We start from the raw sequence: 18,364 nt of genomic DNA, 5'->3' as shown, positions 1-18,364 counted from the left end.
GTTTTTCTTAGTTGGGCAAGAGCGACCCTTAATGAGGTTTGACCAATCCCGGACCGCAGTTTCGCCCGTAACTTTGACGTTCAGCCGCTTTATAAAACTCCGCAACGCGTGGACGTTCTTGACGACTGGTGACTTGGTTCTTCAGTCTTGAGCCCGTGATCTTGATTGGAGGCGTTGTCATGAAATGGTTTTCGCGCACATTCCTATTGTCCTTTTCTCTTCTATTTTCCACCGCTGTTTCAGCACAAGACAAACCCAACATCGTATTCATATTTCTTGATAATTTTGGCTGGGGTGAACCCGGGTTCAACGGTGGCGGCATAATCCGTGGTACGGCGACTCCCGAGATGGACGCCCTCGCTGCTGAAGGACTGAGGCTCACGAACTTCAACGTGGAAAGCCAGTGCACGCCTTCCCGCGCAGCGACCATGACAGGACGGTACGGTATCCGAAGCGGCAACCATACAGTCCCACTGGGAGGCGGCGTCTACGGTCTGACCCAATGGGAAATCACGATGGCCGAGATGCTAAAGGATGCAGGATACAACACGGCCATGTACGGCAAGTGGCACCTTGGATGGACTGAAGGGCGCTATCCAACGAATCAAGGATTCGACGAGTTTTACGGAGTTGAGACCACTGACGTTACAGTCTGGCGCACGCTTCCGGGATTTGCTGAAGCCAACATGGAGGAGCCTGTTGTGATGCAGGGTGTTGCGGGCAAGCCGGCAACCATCGCACGGGACTACGATCTGGACTATCGCGGCGAGATAGATGGCAACCTGACGAAAAAGGCTATCGAATTCATCGAAACAAAAAGTGCAGAAGACGCGCCGTTTTTCATCTATCTTGCATATACGCAGACCCACTATCCAAACATCGCGTCCGAGGAGTTCGATGGCGCCACTGGAAACGGTGTCTGGGCCGACATTCTACTTCAGACAGATACGTACATAGGTCGCATACTTGACGCGCTTGAGGCTGCTGGTGTTTCCGACAACACAGTGGTGATCTTTACGGCCGACAACGGCCCCGAAGCTCTTCCAGTTGGAAACGCAAATGTCTCGCCAGTGCCAGCGGTACATGGCACCGCCGGGCCTTGGCGCGGTACTCTGTTTACTAGCCTCGAAGGAAGCATGCGCGTGCCTTTTGCGATCAAATGGCCGGGAAAGATCCCCGCGGGTTCAGAAAGCAACGATGTTGTCCACTCGATGGACCTTTATCCGACACTTGCGGCATTTGCAGGTGGCAAGGTGCCTGATGACAGGGCCTTTGATGGCATCGACCAGTCCAAGTTCTTTCTTGGTGTCCAGCCAAACTCAAACCGAGAAGGCGTGATCGTGTACATGGGAGAGCAGATATTCGGCGTAAAATGGAAAAATTGGAAAGTTCTTTTCAAAGAGAATACGACGGCTTTCGGAGCTACGGAGTCCTTCGATACACCAAGGGTCTACAATCTTCTGAATGATCCGCACGAGCGTGAAAGCGTACTTTTCCCTCATACATGGGCAGTCGAAAAGGCGCTGCCTCAATTGCAAGAGCACATTGCTACGTTCGAGGAGCACCCACCAATCCCACCGGGAACGCCTGATCCCTATGAACCACCCAAAAACTGAACGGCGGTTTTGTCCGCACAGTGCCCGTCAGTGGGCTCGAGGCTCGCAGCCAAGGCAAACACTTGAGGCGGTAGAACAGAAGTAGCCATTCAAACCAAGAGGAATCCCTTAGAGCTTTTGTGTCGTCTTGCCTCTTCATCGATGTCAAAACTCGAAAGTTGCACCCAGAGCCAATGACCTCGGAAATCTCTCTGCGTGCCAGATTATTAACCCACGCGTTCAAATCAACGAGTTGGCGGCCAACATGGGTGTTCTTCGTCAACGACTTAGATATGCGTGTGTATCCGTAATCCTTGCAGGTACGGGTGGTCCAGTGGAAGATTTTGTGAGTGTGGGTAGGCATTTTAGGTTCGTCGCGAAGCCAAAGGCGCAGAGCGCAAACAATGCCGATGGCACCAATCAAAGCAAAAACAAGCAGCGCTTCGAATGTACCGCACCCGGTCACAGCCAGCCCCGCAAAGGGTGGGCACAGAGCCGTTCTCGTGCAAATCAAATCGAGCGCGACCAATAACTGCACAGCGGGGGAAACCGAAGCTGTTGCCGCCGTAAAGGTATGAGCCGTCGGTGCAGCTTGGACGCTTCTTGTTCCAAGTGGGCGAAGCGCGCGAATGGCGGGTAAAATTTGTGTTTCCATGACTGATCCTCCGATCTGCCATGCCCTCCCACAACGACAATCCAACAGTTACCAAGCCGATGCTACAAGCTTCCATCGCGCTATATCCTGGAACAAGGTGGCGAAGAAATCGTGCTTATGAATTTTGTATTTTTAGCGTTTCTCTGTATTGCGAGGGGGACTGATCGGCCCAACGCTTAAAAGACCGGCGGAATGCCCTGTCGTCAGAGTAGCCGAGTAACTGTGCAATGGCATCGACACTGAGGTCAGGATTTGCAAGCAGGCGTTTGGCATTTGCCTCGCGCACGTCTTCAAGCATTTCCCGCAGTTCCTTGCCGTGCTGGCCGACGAGCCTTTGCAGAGACCTCAGGCTAAGGTGAAGTTTTTCTGCAAGAGCCGCTGCGGCATATTCGCCAACGGCGGCGTTCTCGCAAATTGCGTCGTGCACTTTCTGCAGGTCTTGGATACCCAGATTCGAGAGGCCGTTCTCCTCATGCGCACGCTCCAAATGCGCGCGTGCGTAATCATACAAAGGTTTGCTGGATAACCGGCTAGGTCTATCAAGCGCGTCGCTGGCAATCACCAGCGTATTCCTCGGTTGTTCGAATGTTACTTTGGTACCGAAAAACTCTTCGTACTGTTCATGTTCCAGAAAAGGTTTATGCGCGAATTGGACTTCGGCAATTGCGTCGGCAAGGTCAAACCACTCGCACATTGTCCGGTACAACAACGCGCAACCGAACTCAGCAGTGCCACCATTATCCAGACCGTCCATCGGGTGATATATCCCAAGGCGCGTTTGTGTGGGTGTCTCTTCAAGAGTGAGATGCAGTCGATCCGAAAGGACCGATCGGTACTGAACCAGCATTTCCAATGCGTCTCGGACCGTTGGAGCAAACTCGACCGCCGAACTCACATAGCCGAGGATTGAAAACGGCGTGACTTTAGCCAGATCCAGTGTAAACGGCTCGCCCGGCAAAGACGCGGCCATCTTGTTCATGATCTTTGGGAAATCGTCCTCGTTAATCCTGGCATTCGGGTTGAGCAGTTGGGCCGGGTCGATGCCCAACTCTTCAACAATTTCCGTGACCGGAACTCCGCGCGAAATGGCATAACTTACCATGTTGGCGGCGGCCGCTGCGATGGTTTTGTGATTCAAGGGATTGTCTGCGTGCGGCACTTTGAGGGTCTTTGTTTTAGGCAGCGCATACGCTGCGTCGCGTTTTTAGTGGGGAAGTGAACTGGTCGTTGCCACAATAGGCATTCGTTCGTCTAGCGACCGGTTTGTGGAATGACAATCATTTGAACTGGAATTTCGCGCCGAGTGACCCTTCGGCCAGATCGCGCGCGCTAGAACGACAGATTGGCGCAAACTGTCCGGCTGTTTGCGTGAACTGTCCTTGATCGGATGGGGCTTGCCAAGTCTTACTATGCGTCAACTCTGAAACGAGTTCACTGAAAACAATAAACTCAAGGGTTGCAGATGCGGCGCGGCTTCAAAACGAAATGCCTTTCAAGTTCCAAGCGCTGCCCGGATCAGAAATCGGCCCAGCGTGCCGAATTTGAGGCTGTTCAGTAAGCTCAAGAATCAAAAGGTCTCCTGTGAATAATAGTAAAAGTAAGCGTCACGAACCGAGGGTCGTGGCTCGTGGCGGACGTCTTGTGAAGTGGAAAGGAAGGGTCGCCAGTGTTGCGCCATCCTTGTTTCTAACATCAGCATCCTTTGGTGTTCTGGGTGCGGATCTGGTTAGCGCAGAAGAGATCTCGGCCCCGCAAACCGCACAGGCTGTATTTGCCATCGACGAAGATAATAGCGTCACTTCAACGGGCGCAGTCACGGTAACTGCAGGGACAGTGACCACGACCGGCGCAGCCGCGCCCGCCGTTACGATCGACACTGATTATTCCAGCGTATTCACCAATGACGGAACGATTTCGATTGAAGGGGGCTCTGAAGCAACCCTCTATGGCCTGTTTCTGAACGGAGCACTGGGTTCGACGGGGCAGATCGTGAACAACAGTACTATCCTGGTTGACACCGACCGGTCGCCCTTTGCTCGTGCATTTGGCTTTCGGTTTGATCAGTCGTTTGCCGGCCAATTCTCGAATACAGGGGCCGTAACGGTATCTGCAACGTCTACTACAGCATACGCGAATGCCTTTGGTGCCCAATTTGACGAAGATGTCCTGGCGTCCGGTTTCGTCGAAAACTTGGGAACGTTCGACGTAACGGCCAATGGCGAAACCCAGGCCTTGGCGTCCGGCTTCTTCTTTTACGAAGAGATGAATGCCGACTTTCAGAACTCCAACTCTATTAATGTAAGTGCCAGCTCCGTGTCTTCGCGGGCAACGGCCTATGGCGTCCGCTATCGTCGCTCCGCATCGGGCAATTGGTCGAACACGGGTAACATCAACGTACAGGCTGAAGGCGCGGCAGATGCACTTGCTTATGGAGCCTATGTGCCGGGACAAATTACCGGGGATGTTACAAACGCGGGTACGATTACAGTAACCGCGACAGATAACGTCAATGATGATGCCAGGGCATACGGCTTATTCTCCTACAACGGCGTGACCGGGAGCATTCTGAACAGCGGCATCGTCGATATCCGCGCCAATGGATATTCTTCGGCGACCGCTGTGGGCTACTACGCCCTTGGTCGGTTGACCGGTGATTTCACCAACTCTGGTACGATCAATGTTGTTGCACAGGACCAGATTGCCAAGGCCGAAGCCTACGGTCTTCAAAGTGGAAGCGGCGTAGAGGGAAACCTCATAAACAGCGGCAACGTCAATGTCCGTGGCGTCGGGGCTACAGCAGCATCCGCCATGGGGCTGTATGTTGGAAACTATGTCGGCGGGGCTGTTGAAAACAGCGGAACCATTACCGTGGCCGCGACGGGGCAATCGGGGGTAGCATCCGCTTTCGGCCTCCACATCAATGATGATTTCAGGGACACGGTGACAAACAGTGGAGCAATTCAGGTCAGGGCCGTCGGTGAAGGGATTGGGCGAGCCGTTGGGATTTACGCCGCCGACGACCTTGAGGGCGATTTCGAAAACTCCAACTCGATCAGCGTTGTCACAAGATCAAACCGTGGGCCTGCCACGGCCAATGGTCTTGAGATCGACGACGATGCAAATGGTAACATAACGAACAGTGGAATTATCGGCGCGCAGGCCGATGGCGTGGGCTTTGCATCTGCCAGCGCGGTTAAAATTTCTGACAACCTGAACGGTGATTTCAACAACTCGCGTACGATTAGTGCCATAGCGCTCGGTCAATCATCCGAAGCAGATGCGTATGGTCTGCGTGTCGACGAAAACATGACCGGAAATATCACAAACAGCGGCACCGTATTGGCCTACGCTGATGGTGGATCATCCGCTACGGCAGCCGGGTTCAGCATTCGCGGCAGTTTGGGTGGCAACGTCAACAATTCCGGCACGGTTTCAGTCGTTGCCAGAGCAGCATCCGCGGATGCCGACGCTTACGGCCTTTATGTACGACAGGGTGTGGACGGTGGTTTCACGAACAGCGGAACCTTAAGCGCAACTGCAGATGGCTTTTCATCGGCAGAGGCATATGGGCTTTTCATCGTACGGGGTCTTGATGGGAATTTCACAAATTCCGGCACGATTCAGGCGTCAGCGGTGTCTCAGGCGGACGAAGCCTACGCATATGGCGTGTACGTGAGCAGTAGTGATGGCGCGACCGGGAACATCCTGAATGAAGGGTCGATCCATGTTTTGGCCAATGGTTTTTCCGGCGTATCTGCCGCGGGCGTTTACGCACCGGGGGAGATGGTTGAAAGTTTCACAAACACCGGAACACTCGTCGTAAGAGCGTTGGATCAATCATCCAGTGTAGATGCTTACGGGCTCCAACTTGAACGAGGTATGACCGGAAACATTGAAAACAGCGGTACAATCAACATAACGGCAAACGCGGCAACGGATGCGGACGCCAGAGCCTTTCTCATCGACGAAAATCTGGATGGCAATTTTACAAACTCTGGCTCGGTAACGGTCGACGCGACGGCCAGAGACAGCGAAGCCGAAGCATTCGGCCTTTATGTCGGTGATGAAATGAATGGCAACATCGCGAATAGCGGGGTCATTTATATTCAGGCCGATGGTTATTCTTCCGCAATCGCTGCTGGTATCAGTACCTTTGACAGGCTGACTGGCGATTTCAGCAACTCGGGTACGATCACTGCGTCTGCCACGGCAGAGGACTCGGAAGCAGATGCTTATGGTCTATGGGCCGACCAAGGCATGACTGGCAATATCGTCAATCAGGGGTCCATCAGCGCTCAGGTGGACGGCTACACGTCCTCGACCGCTGCAGGGGTTTTCATTTCACGCGGTCTTGCGGGGAATTTCGACAACTCCGGCACGATTTCCGCCTCTGCGTATTCGGAGAGTTCTGAGGCCGTATCTTACGGGCTGTTTGTCTCGGACGGCATGACCGGAGATATCTCAAACAGTGGGACAATCGCGGCTCAGGGCACCGGAAGCGAGACAGCCGCCGTTCACGGTGTGTTTGTTGCAGGCGGCCTTGATGGAGCAGTGCAAAATTCCGGAACTGTGGATGTGTTCGCGCAAGGTACAAAGGGTGATGCGTTCGGAATCGGATTTGCCGTCGTTGATGGGGACGCCGCAGGAAATGTTGACAATCTCGGCGCCATTTCCGCCTCGGCACACGGCGGCGACGATGCCACGGCGGCAGGATTTTACTTTGACGACAACCTGAACGGCGATTTTGGGAATTCCGGCTTTATCGCCGTCACAGCCAATGCCGAAACAGACGACGCCGAAGCTTTTGGCGCTTATGTCGGCATCGACCTGGTTGGCAATGTGAATAATGGTGGAAGTATCACAGCCACGGCATCCGGCGATGAGGATGTCACCGCAGGTGGAATTTCTGTCGACAATGATCTTAGCGGAAGTTTCTCCAACTCGGGATCAATCGCTGCAGAGGCCGTTTCCAATGCCGACGATGCGGCAGCCAACGCGCTTTACGTCGGCAGCAATTTTGCAGGCAATATAACCAATACAGGTTCAATGATTGCTCAGGCAGCCGGGGCACAAAGTGTAGAGGCAAACACAATATACCTTCGTGGCGAAGTCGAAGGCGTTGTTTCCAACAGCGGATATGTAAGCGCGACGGCCAGTTTGAACAACGCTACAAGCAGCGCCATGGCAACTGCGGCGGCGTTCAAATTCGAGGATTTTCAAGGCGAGTTTACCAACAGTGGAACAATTGCCGCGTCCACAACCGGCGCAGGTAATGCAAATGCCTATGGGATATATATCAAAAGCCGCGACAGGTTTGCTGGGGATATTTCGAACTCTGGCTCGATTTCTGCGCAGGCAGTATCCGAAAATGGAGATGTAAGTGCCTATGCTCTGCACTTGAGCGGCGATCTTATTGGTGATTTCGAAAATGCTGGCTCGATGACGGCCGAGGCGACCGGGGTGCAAAACGTCGTGGCAAACGCGGTTCAACTTGGCGGCGAAACTACCGGTGTTGTGTCCAATGCGGGATATTTGAGTGCGCGCGTTGATTTGGACAATGCTACAAGCCGCGCCAGCGCTGCTGCCTCAGCAATCCGTATCAACAATTTGCAGGGCGAGTTTGCAAACAGCGGAACGATCGAAGCGACAGCATCCGGTGGGACCGGTGCAAGCGCCCATGGTCTCTACATCGAGAACCATGGCGGGGTGATTTCGGATGTGGGTGCAATCTCGGCAACATCAGAAAGTGGCGAAGCCTACGCTATCTATTTGGAGACGGGTTCCGGGTCAGTAAATCTGGACACCAGTGACACAGTTACAGGTACAATCCGGGTCGCCGATCACGATGTGAATCTGGATGCACAGGGTAGAAGTGCGGTGTTCTATTTTGAGGATGCGGCCCCTGAGAATGGAACGTTCACTACAACGGTTTCAGACGACCGTTCCGTTTGGTTTGTGCAGGATGAAGGTGGCACAGACCCGGTTTATGCCGCCGTCGATTCCAGTGGGCTGTTCACTTCGCGCGATGTCATTGCGACTTACGGCGAGGCCATCGGCAGCGTTCGTGACGCACTGAGCTACGACGCAGTGCCGGAAGTTGGCAGAGCCTTGTCTTTCAGTGACACAGAAACCTTCTCTAAATCCGGTCTCAAGCCCTTTGCGATGATTGACGCCCAAGGGAAACGATTTGAGGATAGCTCCGGAGACAGAACCGACCTTAGTCTGATCAATAGCAGTGCCGGAATTACGGGGCAGCTGGAGAACGGAGTATCCTTGGCGCTAGGACTGGGGGTGTTCTACGCCGATGGCGACAGTGATAACTCTACCTTTGACACGAACACTGTTTACCTGAGCGTAGCCGCCGGACGTCAATTCGGAGAATATCTGGTCGAAGCTGATCTGGGTTTTGGATTTCTTTCAACTGACAGAACCCGAACTATCTCAGGCAGCCCGGACGCGGATGGAGAGTACGACAGCACTCTGTTTACAGTTCGCGTCGGCATTGAGCGGGAAATCAATCTTGACGCCGGCGTTGATCTACTTGGGTTCGGTAATGTTCGATATACCCGGCAGGACGATGACAGCTATACCGAAACCGGTTCTGACGTGAATGCTACAGTGGGTGAAGTAACGACAGAAGTGTTGGAGGCACGGCTTGGGCTAGAAGCAAAGAAGTCGATCAACGATGCCGGTACGCTCATTGGTCAATTTGGCGGTGTGCTCCGCCGTAATCTGGGGGACTCGGCGGCAGACGTTACTGTATTCTCCGATACAAACTCGCTGACGTTTGCTGCATCGGATTTTACTGGGGGCAATCTATTGCTCGGCTACGAAAAGGAGTTTTCGTCTGGAGCCAAGTTGGAGCTGACTGCAGAGAAAGAGTTCGGTGGCGGGGCTCAAGGACCCTACGTAAAAGCAGGTTTAAACTGGCAATTCTGAGCGGCTCGGATAGCGGTTCGAAAACGCGCAGCTAAACTGATGTCAATTGTTACCAGACAGTCGAAGTAACTCGTTGAGTGTCTGGTCCGTTGCGAGAATGTGAGTTCGATCGCCCCCAGTGTTTGCACCTGCAGCGATAGAAAGGAATGCGGGCTACCGATGCATTATGCAGATGTCCAAGCGGTGGTCGGCTTAGGGCCGTCCATTGAACTTTGCCAAGCCCGGTTTCTGCACTTTGTGGGGCAGCTTTGAAAAACTGGCAGCACATTTGGTGCAATGACTAATCACATCCTCTGGCTTGTGTACGGTCGACCGGAAGCCAGAGGTTTTGATGGTTCGCTGCGAGTAGCAACAATGGTTTCTCCGTTCGCATCGGGAACAAATCTCCAATTTGAGCCATCGGAATTGGAGCGAAATTTGAGAGAACCTATCGGAAAGACCTAACCACAGTGGTCTGAGTTTTTGATCTATTCGGAATAATCTCGAAATTCATAGTTAAGAATTGAAGGGCGGCTTGTGCTGCCCCGGTGCTGTTCGAACGAGAAAGCGATCCAGCATAGAGAGAAGAGTTTCTTCTACGACTTCAGACTTTTTAGGGATATCTGGTGCTGCTGGAGAGAATTGAACTCTCGACCTCTCCCTTACCAAGGGAGTGCTCTACCTCTGAGCTACAGCAGCGCTGTGGCGGGTGATTAGACTCAAACGAAACGCGGCGCAAGGGTGTCTGGACGGTTTTTTTCCCCTCCTGTAGAGAAAGGCCATGGCAGACAAAAGTTCACCAAAAAAACACGGTAAATCCGACAATGCCCGCGAAGATCGTCTGAAGGCCGCTCTCAAGGCCAACCTTGCAAGGCGTAAGGCGCAGGCAAAGGCGCGGGCCACGCAGGACGATAAGCCGGGTCAGGACGAGGGATAAGAGCAGATGGATTCGATTCTGGTAACGGGCAACGGGCCGCTTAACGGCCAGATTCCGATTGCGGGGGCCAAAAACGCGTGCCTCACGCTGATGCCTGCGACATTGCTGAGCGAAGAACCGCTTACGCTGACCAACGCGCCGCGCCTCAGTGACATCAAGACGATGACGCTGTTGCTTCAATCATTGGGGGCCGAGGTGTCGTCGCTGCAGGACGGTCAGGTGCTGGCGATGTCCAGCCATGACCTGACCAGCCATACCGCCGACTACGAGATCGTGCGCAAGATGCGCGCGTCCAACCTTGTACTAGGCCCGCTGTTGGCGCGGTTCGGTCAGGCTGTTGTGTCCCTGCCCGGTGGATGCGCAATCGGCGCCCGACCGATGGATCTGCATGTCGAAGCGCTTGAGGCGTTGGGGGCCGAAATCGAGCTGAAGGACGGGTACCTTCACGCGCAGGCGCCGGGTGGTCTGAAAGGCGCAGTGCACGAGATGCGTTTTGCCTCGGTCGGGGCGACAGAAAACATGGTCATGGCGGCCACTCTGGCCAAGGGAACCACAGTGCTGAAAAACGCCGCGCGCGAGCCCGAGATCGTCGATCTGGTCGAGTGTCTGCGCCAGATGGGTGCGCAGATCGCAGGCGAAGGAACGTCGACCATCGAAATTCAGGGGGTCGACCGGCTGCATGGCGCAACGCATCAGGTGGTAACAGACCGGATCGAGCTGGGCACCTACATGCTGGCCCCAGCCATCTGCGGTGGCGAGGTTGAACTGCTGGGTGGACGCAAAAAGCTTGTAGGTTCCTTCGTTGAGAAACTGGAGGCAGCGGGCATCAGCGTGGAAGAAACCGAAAACGGTCTGATGGTCGCCCGCAAGAATGGCCGCGTTCGGGCGGTGGATGTCACGACCGAACCCTTCCCGGGCTTCCCGACCGACCTTCAGGCGCAGATGATGGCCCTGATGTGCACCGCCGAAGGATCCTCGGTGCTTGAGGAGCGCATCTTTGAGAACCGCTTCATGCATGCGCCCGAACTGATGCGGATGGGCGCCCATATCGAAGTTCACGGCGGCACGGCAACCGTGACAGGCGTCGAGGGGCTGAAAGGCGCACCGGTCATGGCGACTGACCTGCGCGCGTCGGTCTCACTGATTCTGGCCGGGTTGGCGGCAGAGGGTGAAACAACGGTCAGCCGGGTCTATCATCTGGATCGCGGTTATGAACATGTAGTGCGCAAGCTGGAAGGCGTGGGCGCAAAGATCGAACGGATCAAGGGACAATGACGGACGCAACCTTTGAAGATGGGCGCGAGGCCCCACTGAACCTTGGCGCGGAGGATGCGGATGACCTGCAGGTTATCTCGACCCTCACGCAGGATGCCATTTTCCCGGTGACCGAGATGTCATGGCGCCCGTCCGAGCGGCGCTTTGCCCTGCTGCTCAACCGGTTTCGGTGGGAAGACAAGGATGCCGCGTCGCGCCGGGGCCGGGCGTATGAACGTGTGCAGTCCGTGCTGGTCTTCGACAATGTTCTGTCAGTTGCCAGTCAGGGCATAGACCGCAAGGACAAGGACGTGATCCTGTCGCTGCTGTCAGTTGATTTCGAAGCAGCAGAAGATGGCGCCGGGCAGATTCTGCTGACCCTTGCGGGCGACGGCGCGGTGCGGCTAGCGGTCGAAGCCGTAGAAGCAACCCTCAGGGACGTTACCCGCCCTTACCGGGCGCCATCGGGACACGCCCCGAACCACCCGGAATAGGTGCAGAACAAGCGCGGCATATCGCAGGCGTTTTCATCAGCGCCGGAGATTGAGTTGCGAAAGGCGGCGGTCTTCGACGCCTTCGACATGAGCCGTATCCTGATCCAATCCATCACCCGCCTGTGCGCGGCGGATCATGAAGGCGATCCCGAAAAAATCGCGCGCTGGACATCGAATAAGACGCCAGTGGATATGCTGAACTGGATCAGGGGCGATCATAGGTTGTGGCTCGCCGTGTTGCGCGGGGTGCCCGCGGGCGTCGGGGCCATTTCCCCCGAAGGGGAGATTTCCGTTCTTTACGTCTCACCTGAAAGCACCGGCAAAGGGGTGGGTTCTGCTTTGCTGTCCGGACTTGAGGAAGAACTGAAGCGGTCCGGTCACGCGGTCGCGGCGCTCAACAGCACAAAAACCGCGCGGGAATTCTATCTGAACGGGGGATGGCAACCCGATGGATCGCTAGAGGCCCCTAACGAAAACAGAATGATCAAACCGCTGTAAGATCACGCCGCCCTGCGCAAATCGCTGCACCCTCGTGGTGAAGGCTTGAGGAGACACTTGTCGGGCGATATGTCCCGGACAAACGCCAGAGGACCCGATCATGCCCGTCTTTCTAGATTCCACATCCCCCGACTTCGAATCTGCGTTTTCGGCCCTGCTCGGTGCCAAGCGCGAAGACAGCCCGGATGTGGATGCCGTAGTGGCGCAGATCATCGACGACGTGCGCACACGCGGCGATGCTGCCGTCATCGAACTGACGGCCAAATTCGACCGGCTGGAACTGACATCGGATTCTCTGGCCTTCAGCGATGCGGAAATCGCTCAGGCGGTGAACTCGGTCTCCTCCGAAGACCGCGCAGCGCTGGAACTGGCCGCCGAGCGTATTCGGGCCTATCACGAACGGCAGTTGCCGCAGGATCAGGAATGGACAGACGAAACCGGGGCGACTCTGGGCTGGCGCTGGTCGGCGGTTTCGGCAGCCGGGCTTTACGTGCCGGGTGGTCTGGCCTCATATCCGTCTTCAGTGCTGATGAATGCGATCCCGGCCAAGGTGGCAGGGGTGGAGCGGTTGGCGATTGTGGTGCCGACACCGGATGGACAGGTGAACCCGCTGGTCCTGCTGGCCGCGCAATTGTCCGGCGTAGATGAGATTTACCGCATCGGCGGTGCGCAAGCCGTTGCAGCCCTGGCCTACGGCACCGAAACGATCCGACCGGTGGACAAGATCACCGGCCCCGGCAACGCCTTTGTTGCCGCAGCCAAGCGACGGGTATTCGGCAAGGTTGGCATCGACATGATCGCGGGGCCGTCGGAAATTCTGGTAATTGCCGACAAGGACAACGATCCCGATTGGATTGCATTGGACTTGCTCAGCCAGGCCGAGCACGACGAAAGCGCGCAGTCGATCCTGATCACTGATGATGCCGCCTTCGGACAGGCTGTCGCGCAAGCCGTGGACAAACGTCTGGAAACCCTCGAACGGCGCGCGATCGCGGGGCCAAGCTGGCGTGACTTCGGCGCAGTGATCACCGTTCCTGATCTGGATACAGCCGCCGCCCTGTCCAACCGCATCGCGCCCGAACATCTGGAGCTTTGCGTCGCCGACCCGGTCACGCTCAGCGCCAAAACCATTCATGCAGGCGCGATCTTTCTGGGTCAGTACACCCCTGAAGCCATCGGGGATTATGTCGGCGGACCAAACCACGTGCTGCCCACTGCCCGCTCGGCGCGCTTTTCGTCCGGCCTCAGCGTAATGGATTTCCTCAAACGCACGACGCTCAGCCGGATGACGCCCGAGGCTTTGCGCGCTATCGGCCCGTCAGCAGAGCTTTTGGCGCAATCGGAAAGCCTTGAGGCGCATGGGCTTTCCGTGCGCGCCCGGCTGGACCGCCTGAACGGTTGATTTGACGCATCAGTCCGGCAAATGTGCCGGTTCCGTGCGTTGCCGATCGAATTTCGTTGATATAGGTCTGTCCCGACCCGAAAGGACCGTGATCAAAAGATGACTCGGATATCGCATATTGAACTGGATGACCGTAACCTGCCTCCGCCAACACCGGAGATCGAGCAGGAGCGCAAGGTCGCCATCTTCGACCTGCTCGAGGAGAACTCGTTCTCCCTGCCCAGTCGCGATGACCGGGTGGTGCCGGATGGTCCCTATCACGTGCAGCTTTCCATCCGCGAAAAGCGGCTGGTTTTTGATATCGAAACCGAAGACAGCCAGAAAGCGGCCGAGTTCCATCTGTCGCTTGGTCCGTTCCGGCAGGTGGTCAAAGATTATTTTCAGATTTGCGAAAGCTATTTCAACGCCGTGAAAACGCTGCCGCCCAGTCAGATCGAAACCATCGACATGGCCCGGCGCGGCATTCACAACGAAGGCAGCCGCGTCCTGCAGGAGCGGCTTGAGGGAAAGGCCGATATCGACACCGACACCGCCCGCCGCCTTTTCACGCTGATCTGCGTGCTGCATTTCGGAGGCTAACGCGTGCAGCCGCTTCCGCACTCGGTTCTATTCTGTTGCGACCACAACTCGGTCCGCTCGCCGATGGCCGAAGGCATCATGAAAAAGTTCTACGGAACCGGAACCTATGTTCAGTCGGCGGGTGTGCACAACGATCTTGAAATCGACGGATTCTGCATCGCCGTCTGTCAGGAGATCAATGTCGAACTTTCGCGCCACCGCTCGCGTTCCTTCGACGAGATGGAACAGTGGGGCGATGACCTTAGTTCCTTCGACCTGATTATCGCGCTGTCTCCGGCAAGTCAGCGAAAGGCGTTGGAACTTACGCGGTTTTTTCACCTCGATGTCGAATATTGGCCAATAATGGACCCTACCGGACTGGGCGAGGCGCGGGAACAGAAGTTACATCACTACAGACAAACCCGCGATCAGATCATCCAGCACCTCACGGACCGCTGGGGAGAACCCAGAGAGATATCATGAACCAGACCATCCAGAACTATTTCGAAGCCTTCAATGCCGGTGACGTTGACGGAATGCTGGCCTGCCTGTCCGATGACATTGCCCATCACGTGAACGAAGGTCAGATTCGCGTCGGCAGGGAACAGTTCTCTGAATTCTGCGCCCACATGAACCGCTGCTACAAAGAGCTTCTGACCGACATGGTCATATTCGAAGCCGAGGGCGGCACCCGCGCGGCGGCGGAATTCATCGTGAACGGCACCTATCTGGAAACCGATGCGGGCTTGCCCGAAGCGAACGGCCAGACCTACCGCCTGCCAGCCGGGTCATTTTTTGACCTGAAGGATGGCAAGATCACCCGCGTGACCACGTTCTACAATCTGGCGGATTGGGTAAAGCAGGTCTCGAATGGCTAAGGTTTCCGAGGTTCGCGCCCTGACCGGACCCGCGCTGGAAAACGCGCTGGACGACGTGGCGCGCCTTCGGATCGACGTATTTCGCGCCTGGCCGTATCTCTATGATGGCGATCTGGAGTACGAACGCAGCTACCTGCAATCATACCGCGACAGCGCTGGCGCCCTTGTTGTCGGCGCCTTTGATGGCGACACACTGATCGGCGCCTCAACCGGCGCGCCCCTTGTCGATCACGCCGACGACTTCGCGGCAGCGTTCGAGGGAACCGGACTGGACCTGAGCGACATATTCTATTGCGCCGAATCCGTCCTGCTACCCGCCTATCGAGGCCAGGGCGTCGGGCATAAGTTCTTTGACCTGCGCGAGGCCCACGCCCGCAGTCTGGGTTTTCACAAATGCGCCTTCTGCGGCGTTCAACGCCCCGCCGACCACCCCATGCGCCCGGACACCTATCGCCCGCTCGATGCGTTCTGGCGTGCGCGAGGGTACGAACCGCTGCCCGGAGCTATCGCTCAGTTCTCGTGGAAGGATTTGGGCGAAGATGAGGAAACGCTGAAGCCGTTGCAGTTCTGGATACGGGATTTATAGCCCGGCTCACTGATTTTGGGCGTTCACAGCCCGAAATCTGACAAGGATGCAGGATATTATCGACGTTGCCGGAGGATTTAGTCGCGCTGCAGCGGACCTATCTCAAGGCCGAGTTCATCCCCGTAATGGAATATTGCATCGCTAGGTTTTTGGACCAGAGATTGCCGGGTCGAAGTTCTTCTGAAAGAACCTTACTTTCGGCTTCCTCGTTGCCCGCTCAACAGGCGTAAGACAGGTAAACCAGAGCACTCCCCGGAAAATTGGATTGAGGGTGGCCGGACACCACCCTCAAATACTCTTTTATCGTGCAAACTTCTTATGCTTCAACCGTTTGGGTTCCAGCGCATCCGGTCCCAGACGGCGCTTCTTGTCTTCTTCATAGTCCTCGAAGTTGCCCTCGAACCATTCCACATGCGCATCGCCCTCAAAGGCCAGAATATGCGTGCAGATACGGTCGAGGAAGAAGCGGTCGTGCGAGATGACCACGGCGCAACCGGCGAAATCGACCAGCGCATCTTCCAGCGCGCGAAGGGTTTCAACGTCCAGATCGTTGGTCGGTTCGTCGAGCAGCAGGACGTTGCCGCCCTCTTTCAGCAGGCGGGCCATGTGGACGCGGTTGCGCTCACCGCCTGACAGCAGTGAGACCTTCTTCTGCTGATCGCCGCCCTTGAAGTTGAAGGACGAGCAATAGGCGCGGGAATTGACCTGCGCGTCGCCCAGCTGGATGATCTCGGCACCGCCGGTGATCGCTTCCCATACAGTGTCGTTATCTTTCAGGTCATCGCGGGACTGGTCGACATAAGACAGTTCGACCGTGTCACCCAGCGTGATGGTGCCACTGTCAGGCTGCTCCTGACCGGTGAGCATCTTGAACAGGGTCGATTTACCGGCACCGTTGGGGCCGATGACGCCGACAATGCCGCCGGGAGGCAGGGCGAAATCCAGCCCTTCGATCAGTTGCTTGTCGCCCATGTGCTTCGACAGACCCTCGACCTCGATCACCTTGCCGCCAAGGCGCTGGCCGTTGGGGATGACGATCTGGGCGCGGGTCAGCTTTTCGCGTTCGGACTGTTCGGCCAGCTCGTTATAGGCGTTGATCCGAGCCTTGGATTTGGCCTGACGCGCCTTTTGACCTTGGCGCATCCATTCCAATTCGCGCTGCAGGGTCTTCTGCTTGGACTTGTCCTCGCGGGCTTCCTGCTCCAGCCGTTTGGCCTTTTGTTCCAGCCATGCGGAATAGTTGCCCTCGTAGGGAATGCCGCGGCCACGGTCGAGTTCGAGGATCCAGCCGGTGATGTCATCCAGGAAATAGCGGTCGTGGGTGACGATCAGGATGGTGCCTTTGTAATCGATCAGGTGCTGTTGCAGCCAGGCGATGGTCTCGGCGTCCAAATGGTTGGTCGGTTCGTCGAGCAGCAGCATGTCGGGCGCTTCCAGCAGCAGCTTGCAGAGCGCCACGCGGCGTTTCTCGCCCCCCGAGAGGTTGGCAATGTTGGCGTCGTCCGGCGGGCAGCGCAGCGCCTCCATCGAGACGTCGATCTGGCTGTCGAGGTCCCACAGGTTTTCGGCGTCGATCGCGTCCTGCAGGGTGGTCATTTCCTCCATCAGCTCGTCCGAGTAATTCTCGGCGATCTCCATTGCGATCTCGTTGAACCGATCGACCTTGGCCTTTTTCGCGGCCACGCCCAGCATGACGTTTTCGCGGACCGACAGAGATTCATCCAGCTGCGGTTCCTGCGGCAGATATCCGACCTTGGCGCCTTCGGCAGCCCAGGCCTCACCCGAGAAATCGGTGTCCAGACCGGCCATGATCTTCATCAGCGTCGATTTACCCGCACCGTTGACGCCGACGACGCCGATTTTCACACCGGGCAGAAAGCTCAGGTGGATGTTTTCAAAGCACTTCTTGCCACCGGGATAAGTCTTTGAGACACCCTGCATGTGGTAGACATATTGATAGGCGGCCATGTCGCGTCCTCTGGGTCGGGGAAATCAGGTTGGAACGCTGGATATCTGAGGCGGGCGGGCGGGGCAAGCTGGTGGTTTTGTGAATTCTGACAGGTGTAGAATTCAGTTAGATTAACTTCGTAAAGGGAAGGCGCGGTTTGTCAGAACTATCAGAGTTGATTGCCAGTTGGGCACAATCCGGAAGTATTTACTGGATCGGCCTGCGACCCGAGCGTCGGGTTAAGATGTTCGTAGTGGATGAGGCAAATATCTCAATCAGCGGACTGGATGACGACCGCAGCCGTGCGGGCAAACGCGCAGTGACTTTGATCCAGCAGGAGCATCTGGCGGCGATTGGCAGCTTTCTCGGACAGCGGCCGGTCACGCCGGACATACTGAGGCGTAATCTGGTCGTGTCAGGCATTAATCTGGCTGCACTCAAAGGGCGTGAGGTACAGGTGGGCGAAGCCATATTGCGCCTCACCGTCATCTGCGCGCCGTGCAGCCGGATGGAGGAGGCGCTGGGTAAGGGCGGCTATTCTGCCGTGCGCGGGCATGGGGGATGGTGCGCCGAGGTGGTGCGGCCCGGCCGGGTCAGGCTGGGCGATGCGGTGCAACCGATTGATTGACAAGCCCTGCCGA

13 protein-coding genes, 1 tRNA gene and 1 pseudogene are annotated in these 18,364 nt (G+C 56.3%); 12 read left to right on the top strand and 3 right to left on the bottom strand.

The features are described from left to right. Positions 1-179: 179 nt before the first annotated feature. Positions 180-1,616, top strand: coding sequence for an arylsulfatase (locus ACR0D6_RS11885; protein ID WP_480765649.1), 1,437 nt, complete (start codon positions 180-182; stop codon positions 1,614-1,616). 749 nt (positions 1,617-2,365) lie between these two features. On the opposite strand, the gene ACR0D6_RS11880 is transcribed toward ACR0D6_RS11885, so the two are convergent. Further along, entirely contained in the window at positions 2,366-3,352 is a 987-nt protein-coding gene (locus ACR0D6_RS11880; protein WP_480765676.1) for an AraC family transcriptional regulator, read from the bottom strand. A gap of 539 nt (positions 3,353-3,891) precedes the next feature. On the opposite strand from ACR0D6_RS11880, the gene ACR0D6_RS11875 reads away from it, so the two are divergent. Beyond that, the gene (locus ACR0D6_RS11875; protein ID WP_480765648.1) at positions 3,892-9,189 is read left to right on the top strand and encodes a beta strand repeat-containing protein; all 5,298 of its coding nucleotides are present in this window, start codon (positions 3,892-3,894) and stop codon (positions 9,187-9,189) included. A gap of 603 nt (positions 9,190-9,792) precedes the next feature. Here ACR0D6_RS11875 and ACR0D6_RS11870 read toward each other — a convergent pair. Next, positions 9,793-9,867, bottom strand: a tRNA-Thr gene (locus tag ACR0D6_RS11870). An 82-nt stretch (positions 9,868-9,949) separates the two neighbouring features. On the opposite strand from ACR0D6_RS11870, the gene ACR0D6_RS11865 reads away from it, so the two are divergent. The 9 genes and pseudogenes from ACR0D6_RS11865 to ACR0D6_RS11825 all read left to right on the top strand — a co-directional run bounded on the left by ACR0D6_RS11865 (position 9,950) and on the right by ACR0D6_RS11825 (position 15,775). After that, positions 9,950-10,105 carry a hypothetical protein gene (locus ACR0D6_RS11865; protein WP_480451376.1) on the top strand — a complete coding sequence of 52 codons (156 nt, stop codon included), beginning with the start codon at positions 9,950-9,952 and terminating at the stop codon, positions 10,103-10,105. A gap of 6 nt (positions 10,106-10,111) precedes the next feature. Further along, positions 10,112-11,380, top strand: coding sequence for a UDP-N-acetylglucosamine 1-carboxyvinyltransferase (gene murA, locus ACR0D6_RS11860; RefSeq protein ID WP_480765647.1), 1,269 nt, complete (start codon positions 10,112-10,114; stop codon positions 11,378-11,380). Beyond that, complete coding sequence (locus ACR0D6_RS11855) at positions 11,377-11,853, top strand: DUF2948 family protein (RefSeq protein WP_480765646.1); 477 nt, start codon at positions 11,377-11,379, stop codon at positions 11,851-11,853. Before murA ends, ACR0D6_RS11855 begins: the two co-directional genes overlap by 4 nt. Positions 11,854-11,907: 54 nt before the next feature. Beyond that, positions 11,908-12,351, top strand: coding sequence for a GNAT family N-acetyltransferase (locus ACR0D6_RS11850; protein WP_480765645.1), 444 nt, complete (start codon positions 11,908-11,910; stop codon positions 12,349-12,351). Between the two features lie 100 nt (positions 12,352-12,451). Then, positions 12,452-13,753, top strand: coding sequence for a histidinol dehydrogenase (gene hisD / locus ACR0D6_RS11845; RefSeq protein WP_480765644.1), 1,302 nt, complete (start codon positions 12,452-12,454; stop codon positions 13,751-13,753). Between the two features lie 96 nt (positions 13,754-13,849). Further along, a pseudogene (locus tag ACR0D6_RS11840) lies at positions 13,850-14,332 on the top strand (UPF0262 family protein); the annotation flags it as partial. 3 nt (positions 14,333-14,335) lie between these two features. Next, positions 14,336-14,794 carry an arsenate-mycothiol transferase ArsC gene (locus ACR0D6_RS11835; protein WP_170654841.1) on the top strand — a complete coding sequence of 153 codons (459 nt, stop codon included), beginning with the start codon at positions 14,336-14,338 and terminating at the stop codon, positions 14,792-14,794. Then, entirely contained in the window at positions 14,791-15,189 is a 399-nt protein-coding gene (locus ACR0D6_RS11830) for a ketosteroid isomerase-related protein (protein WP_480765643.1), read from the top strand. The genes ACR0D6_RS11835 and ACR0D6_RS11830 overlap by 4 nt, the downstream gene beginning before the upstream one ends. Further along, positions 15,182-15,775: a GNAT family N-acetyltransferase gene (locus ACR0D6_RS11825; RefSeq protein ID WP_480765642.1), complete on the top strand. Its 594-nt coding sequence runs from the start codon at positions 15,182-15,184 to the stop codon at positions 15,773-15,775. Before ACR0D6_RS11830 ends, ACR0D6_RS11825 begins: the two co-directional genes overlap by 8 nt. A gap of 300 nt (positions 15,776-16,075) precedes the next feature. Here ACR0D6_RS11825 and ettA read toward each other — a convergent pair whose 3' ends face one another. Next, entirely contained in the window at positions 16,076-17,743 is a 1,668-nt protein-coding gene (ettA, locus tag ACR0D6_RS11820; RefSeq protein ID WP_170516801.1) for an energy-dependent translational throttle protein EttA, read from the bottom strand. Positions 17,744-17,880: 137 nt separating this feature from the next. Between ettA and ACR0D6_RS11815 the strand changes: the two genes are divergently transcribed. Continuing rightward, positions 17,881-18,351 carry an MOSC domain-containing protein gene (locus ACR0D6_RS11815; protein WP_480765641.1) on the top strand — a complete coding sequence of 157 codons (471 nt, stop codon included), beginning with the start codon at positions 17,881-17,883 and terminating at the stop codon, positions 18,349-18,351. Positions 18,352-18,364: the final 13 nt, after the last annotated feature.

Source organism: Ruegeria sp. BJ6 (assembly GCF_056537885.1).
Note: the sequence above shows the minus strand (reverse complement) of the source record. Positions and strands in the feature narration are given on the sequence as shown.

What these genes read in the sequence shown, in the direction of transcription:
- ACR0D6_RS11885 (WP_480765649.1), top strand. Translation starts at nt 180, where the DNA reads ATGAAATGGTTTTCGCGCACATTCCTATTGTCCTTTTCTCTTCTATTT.
- ACR0D6_RS11880 (WP_480765676.1), bottom strand. Translation starts at nt 3,352, where the DNA reads ATGGTAAGTTATGCCATTTCGCGCGGAGTTCCGGTCACGGAAATTGTT.
- ACR0D6_RS11865 (WP_480451376.1), top strand. Translation starts at nt 9,950, where the DNA reads ATGGCAGACAAAAGTTCACCAAAAAAACACGGTAAATCCGACAATGCC.
- murA (WP_480765647.1), top strand. Translation starts at nt 10,112, where the DNA reads ATGGATTCGATTCTGGTAACGGGCAACGGGCCGCTTAACGGCCAGATT.
- ACR0D6_RS11855 (WP_480765646.1), top strand. Translation starts at nt 11,377, where the DNA reads ATGACGGACGCAACCTTTGAAGATGGGCGCGAGGCCCCACTGAACCTT.
- hisD (WP_480765644.1), top strand. Translation starts at nt 12,452, where the DNA reads ATGCCCGTCTTTCTAGATTCCACATCCCCCGACTTCGAATCTGCGTTT.
- ACR0D6_RS11830 (WP_480765643.1), top strand. Translation starts at nt 14,791, where the DNA reads ATGAACCAGACCATCCAGAACTATTTCGAAGCCTTCAATGCCGGTGAC.
- ACR0D6_RS11825 (WP_480765642.1), top strand. Translation starts at nt 15,182, where the DNA reads ATGGCTAAGGTTTCCGAGGTTCGCGCCCTGACCGGACCCGCGCTGGAA.
- ettA (WP_170516801.1), bottom strand. Translation starts at nt 17,743, where the DNA reads ATGGCCGCCTATCAATATGTCTACCACATGCAGGGTGTCTCAAAGACT.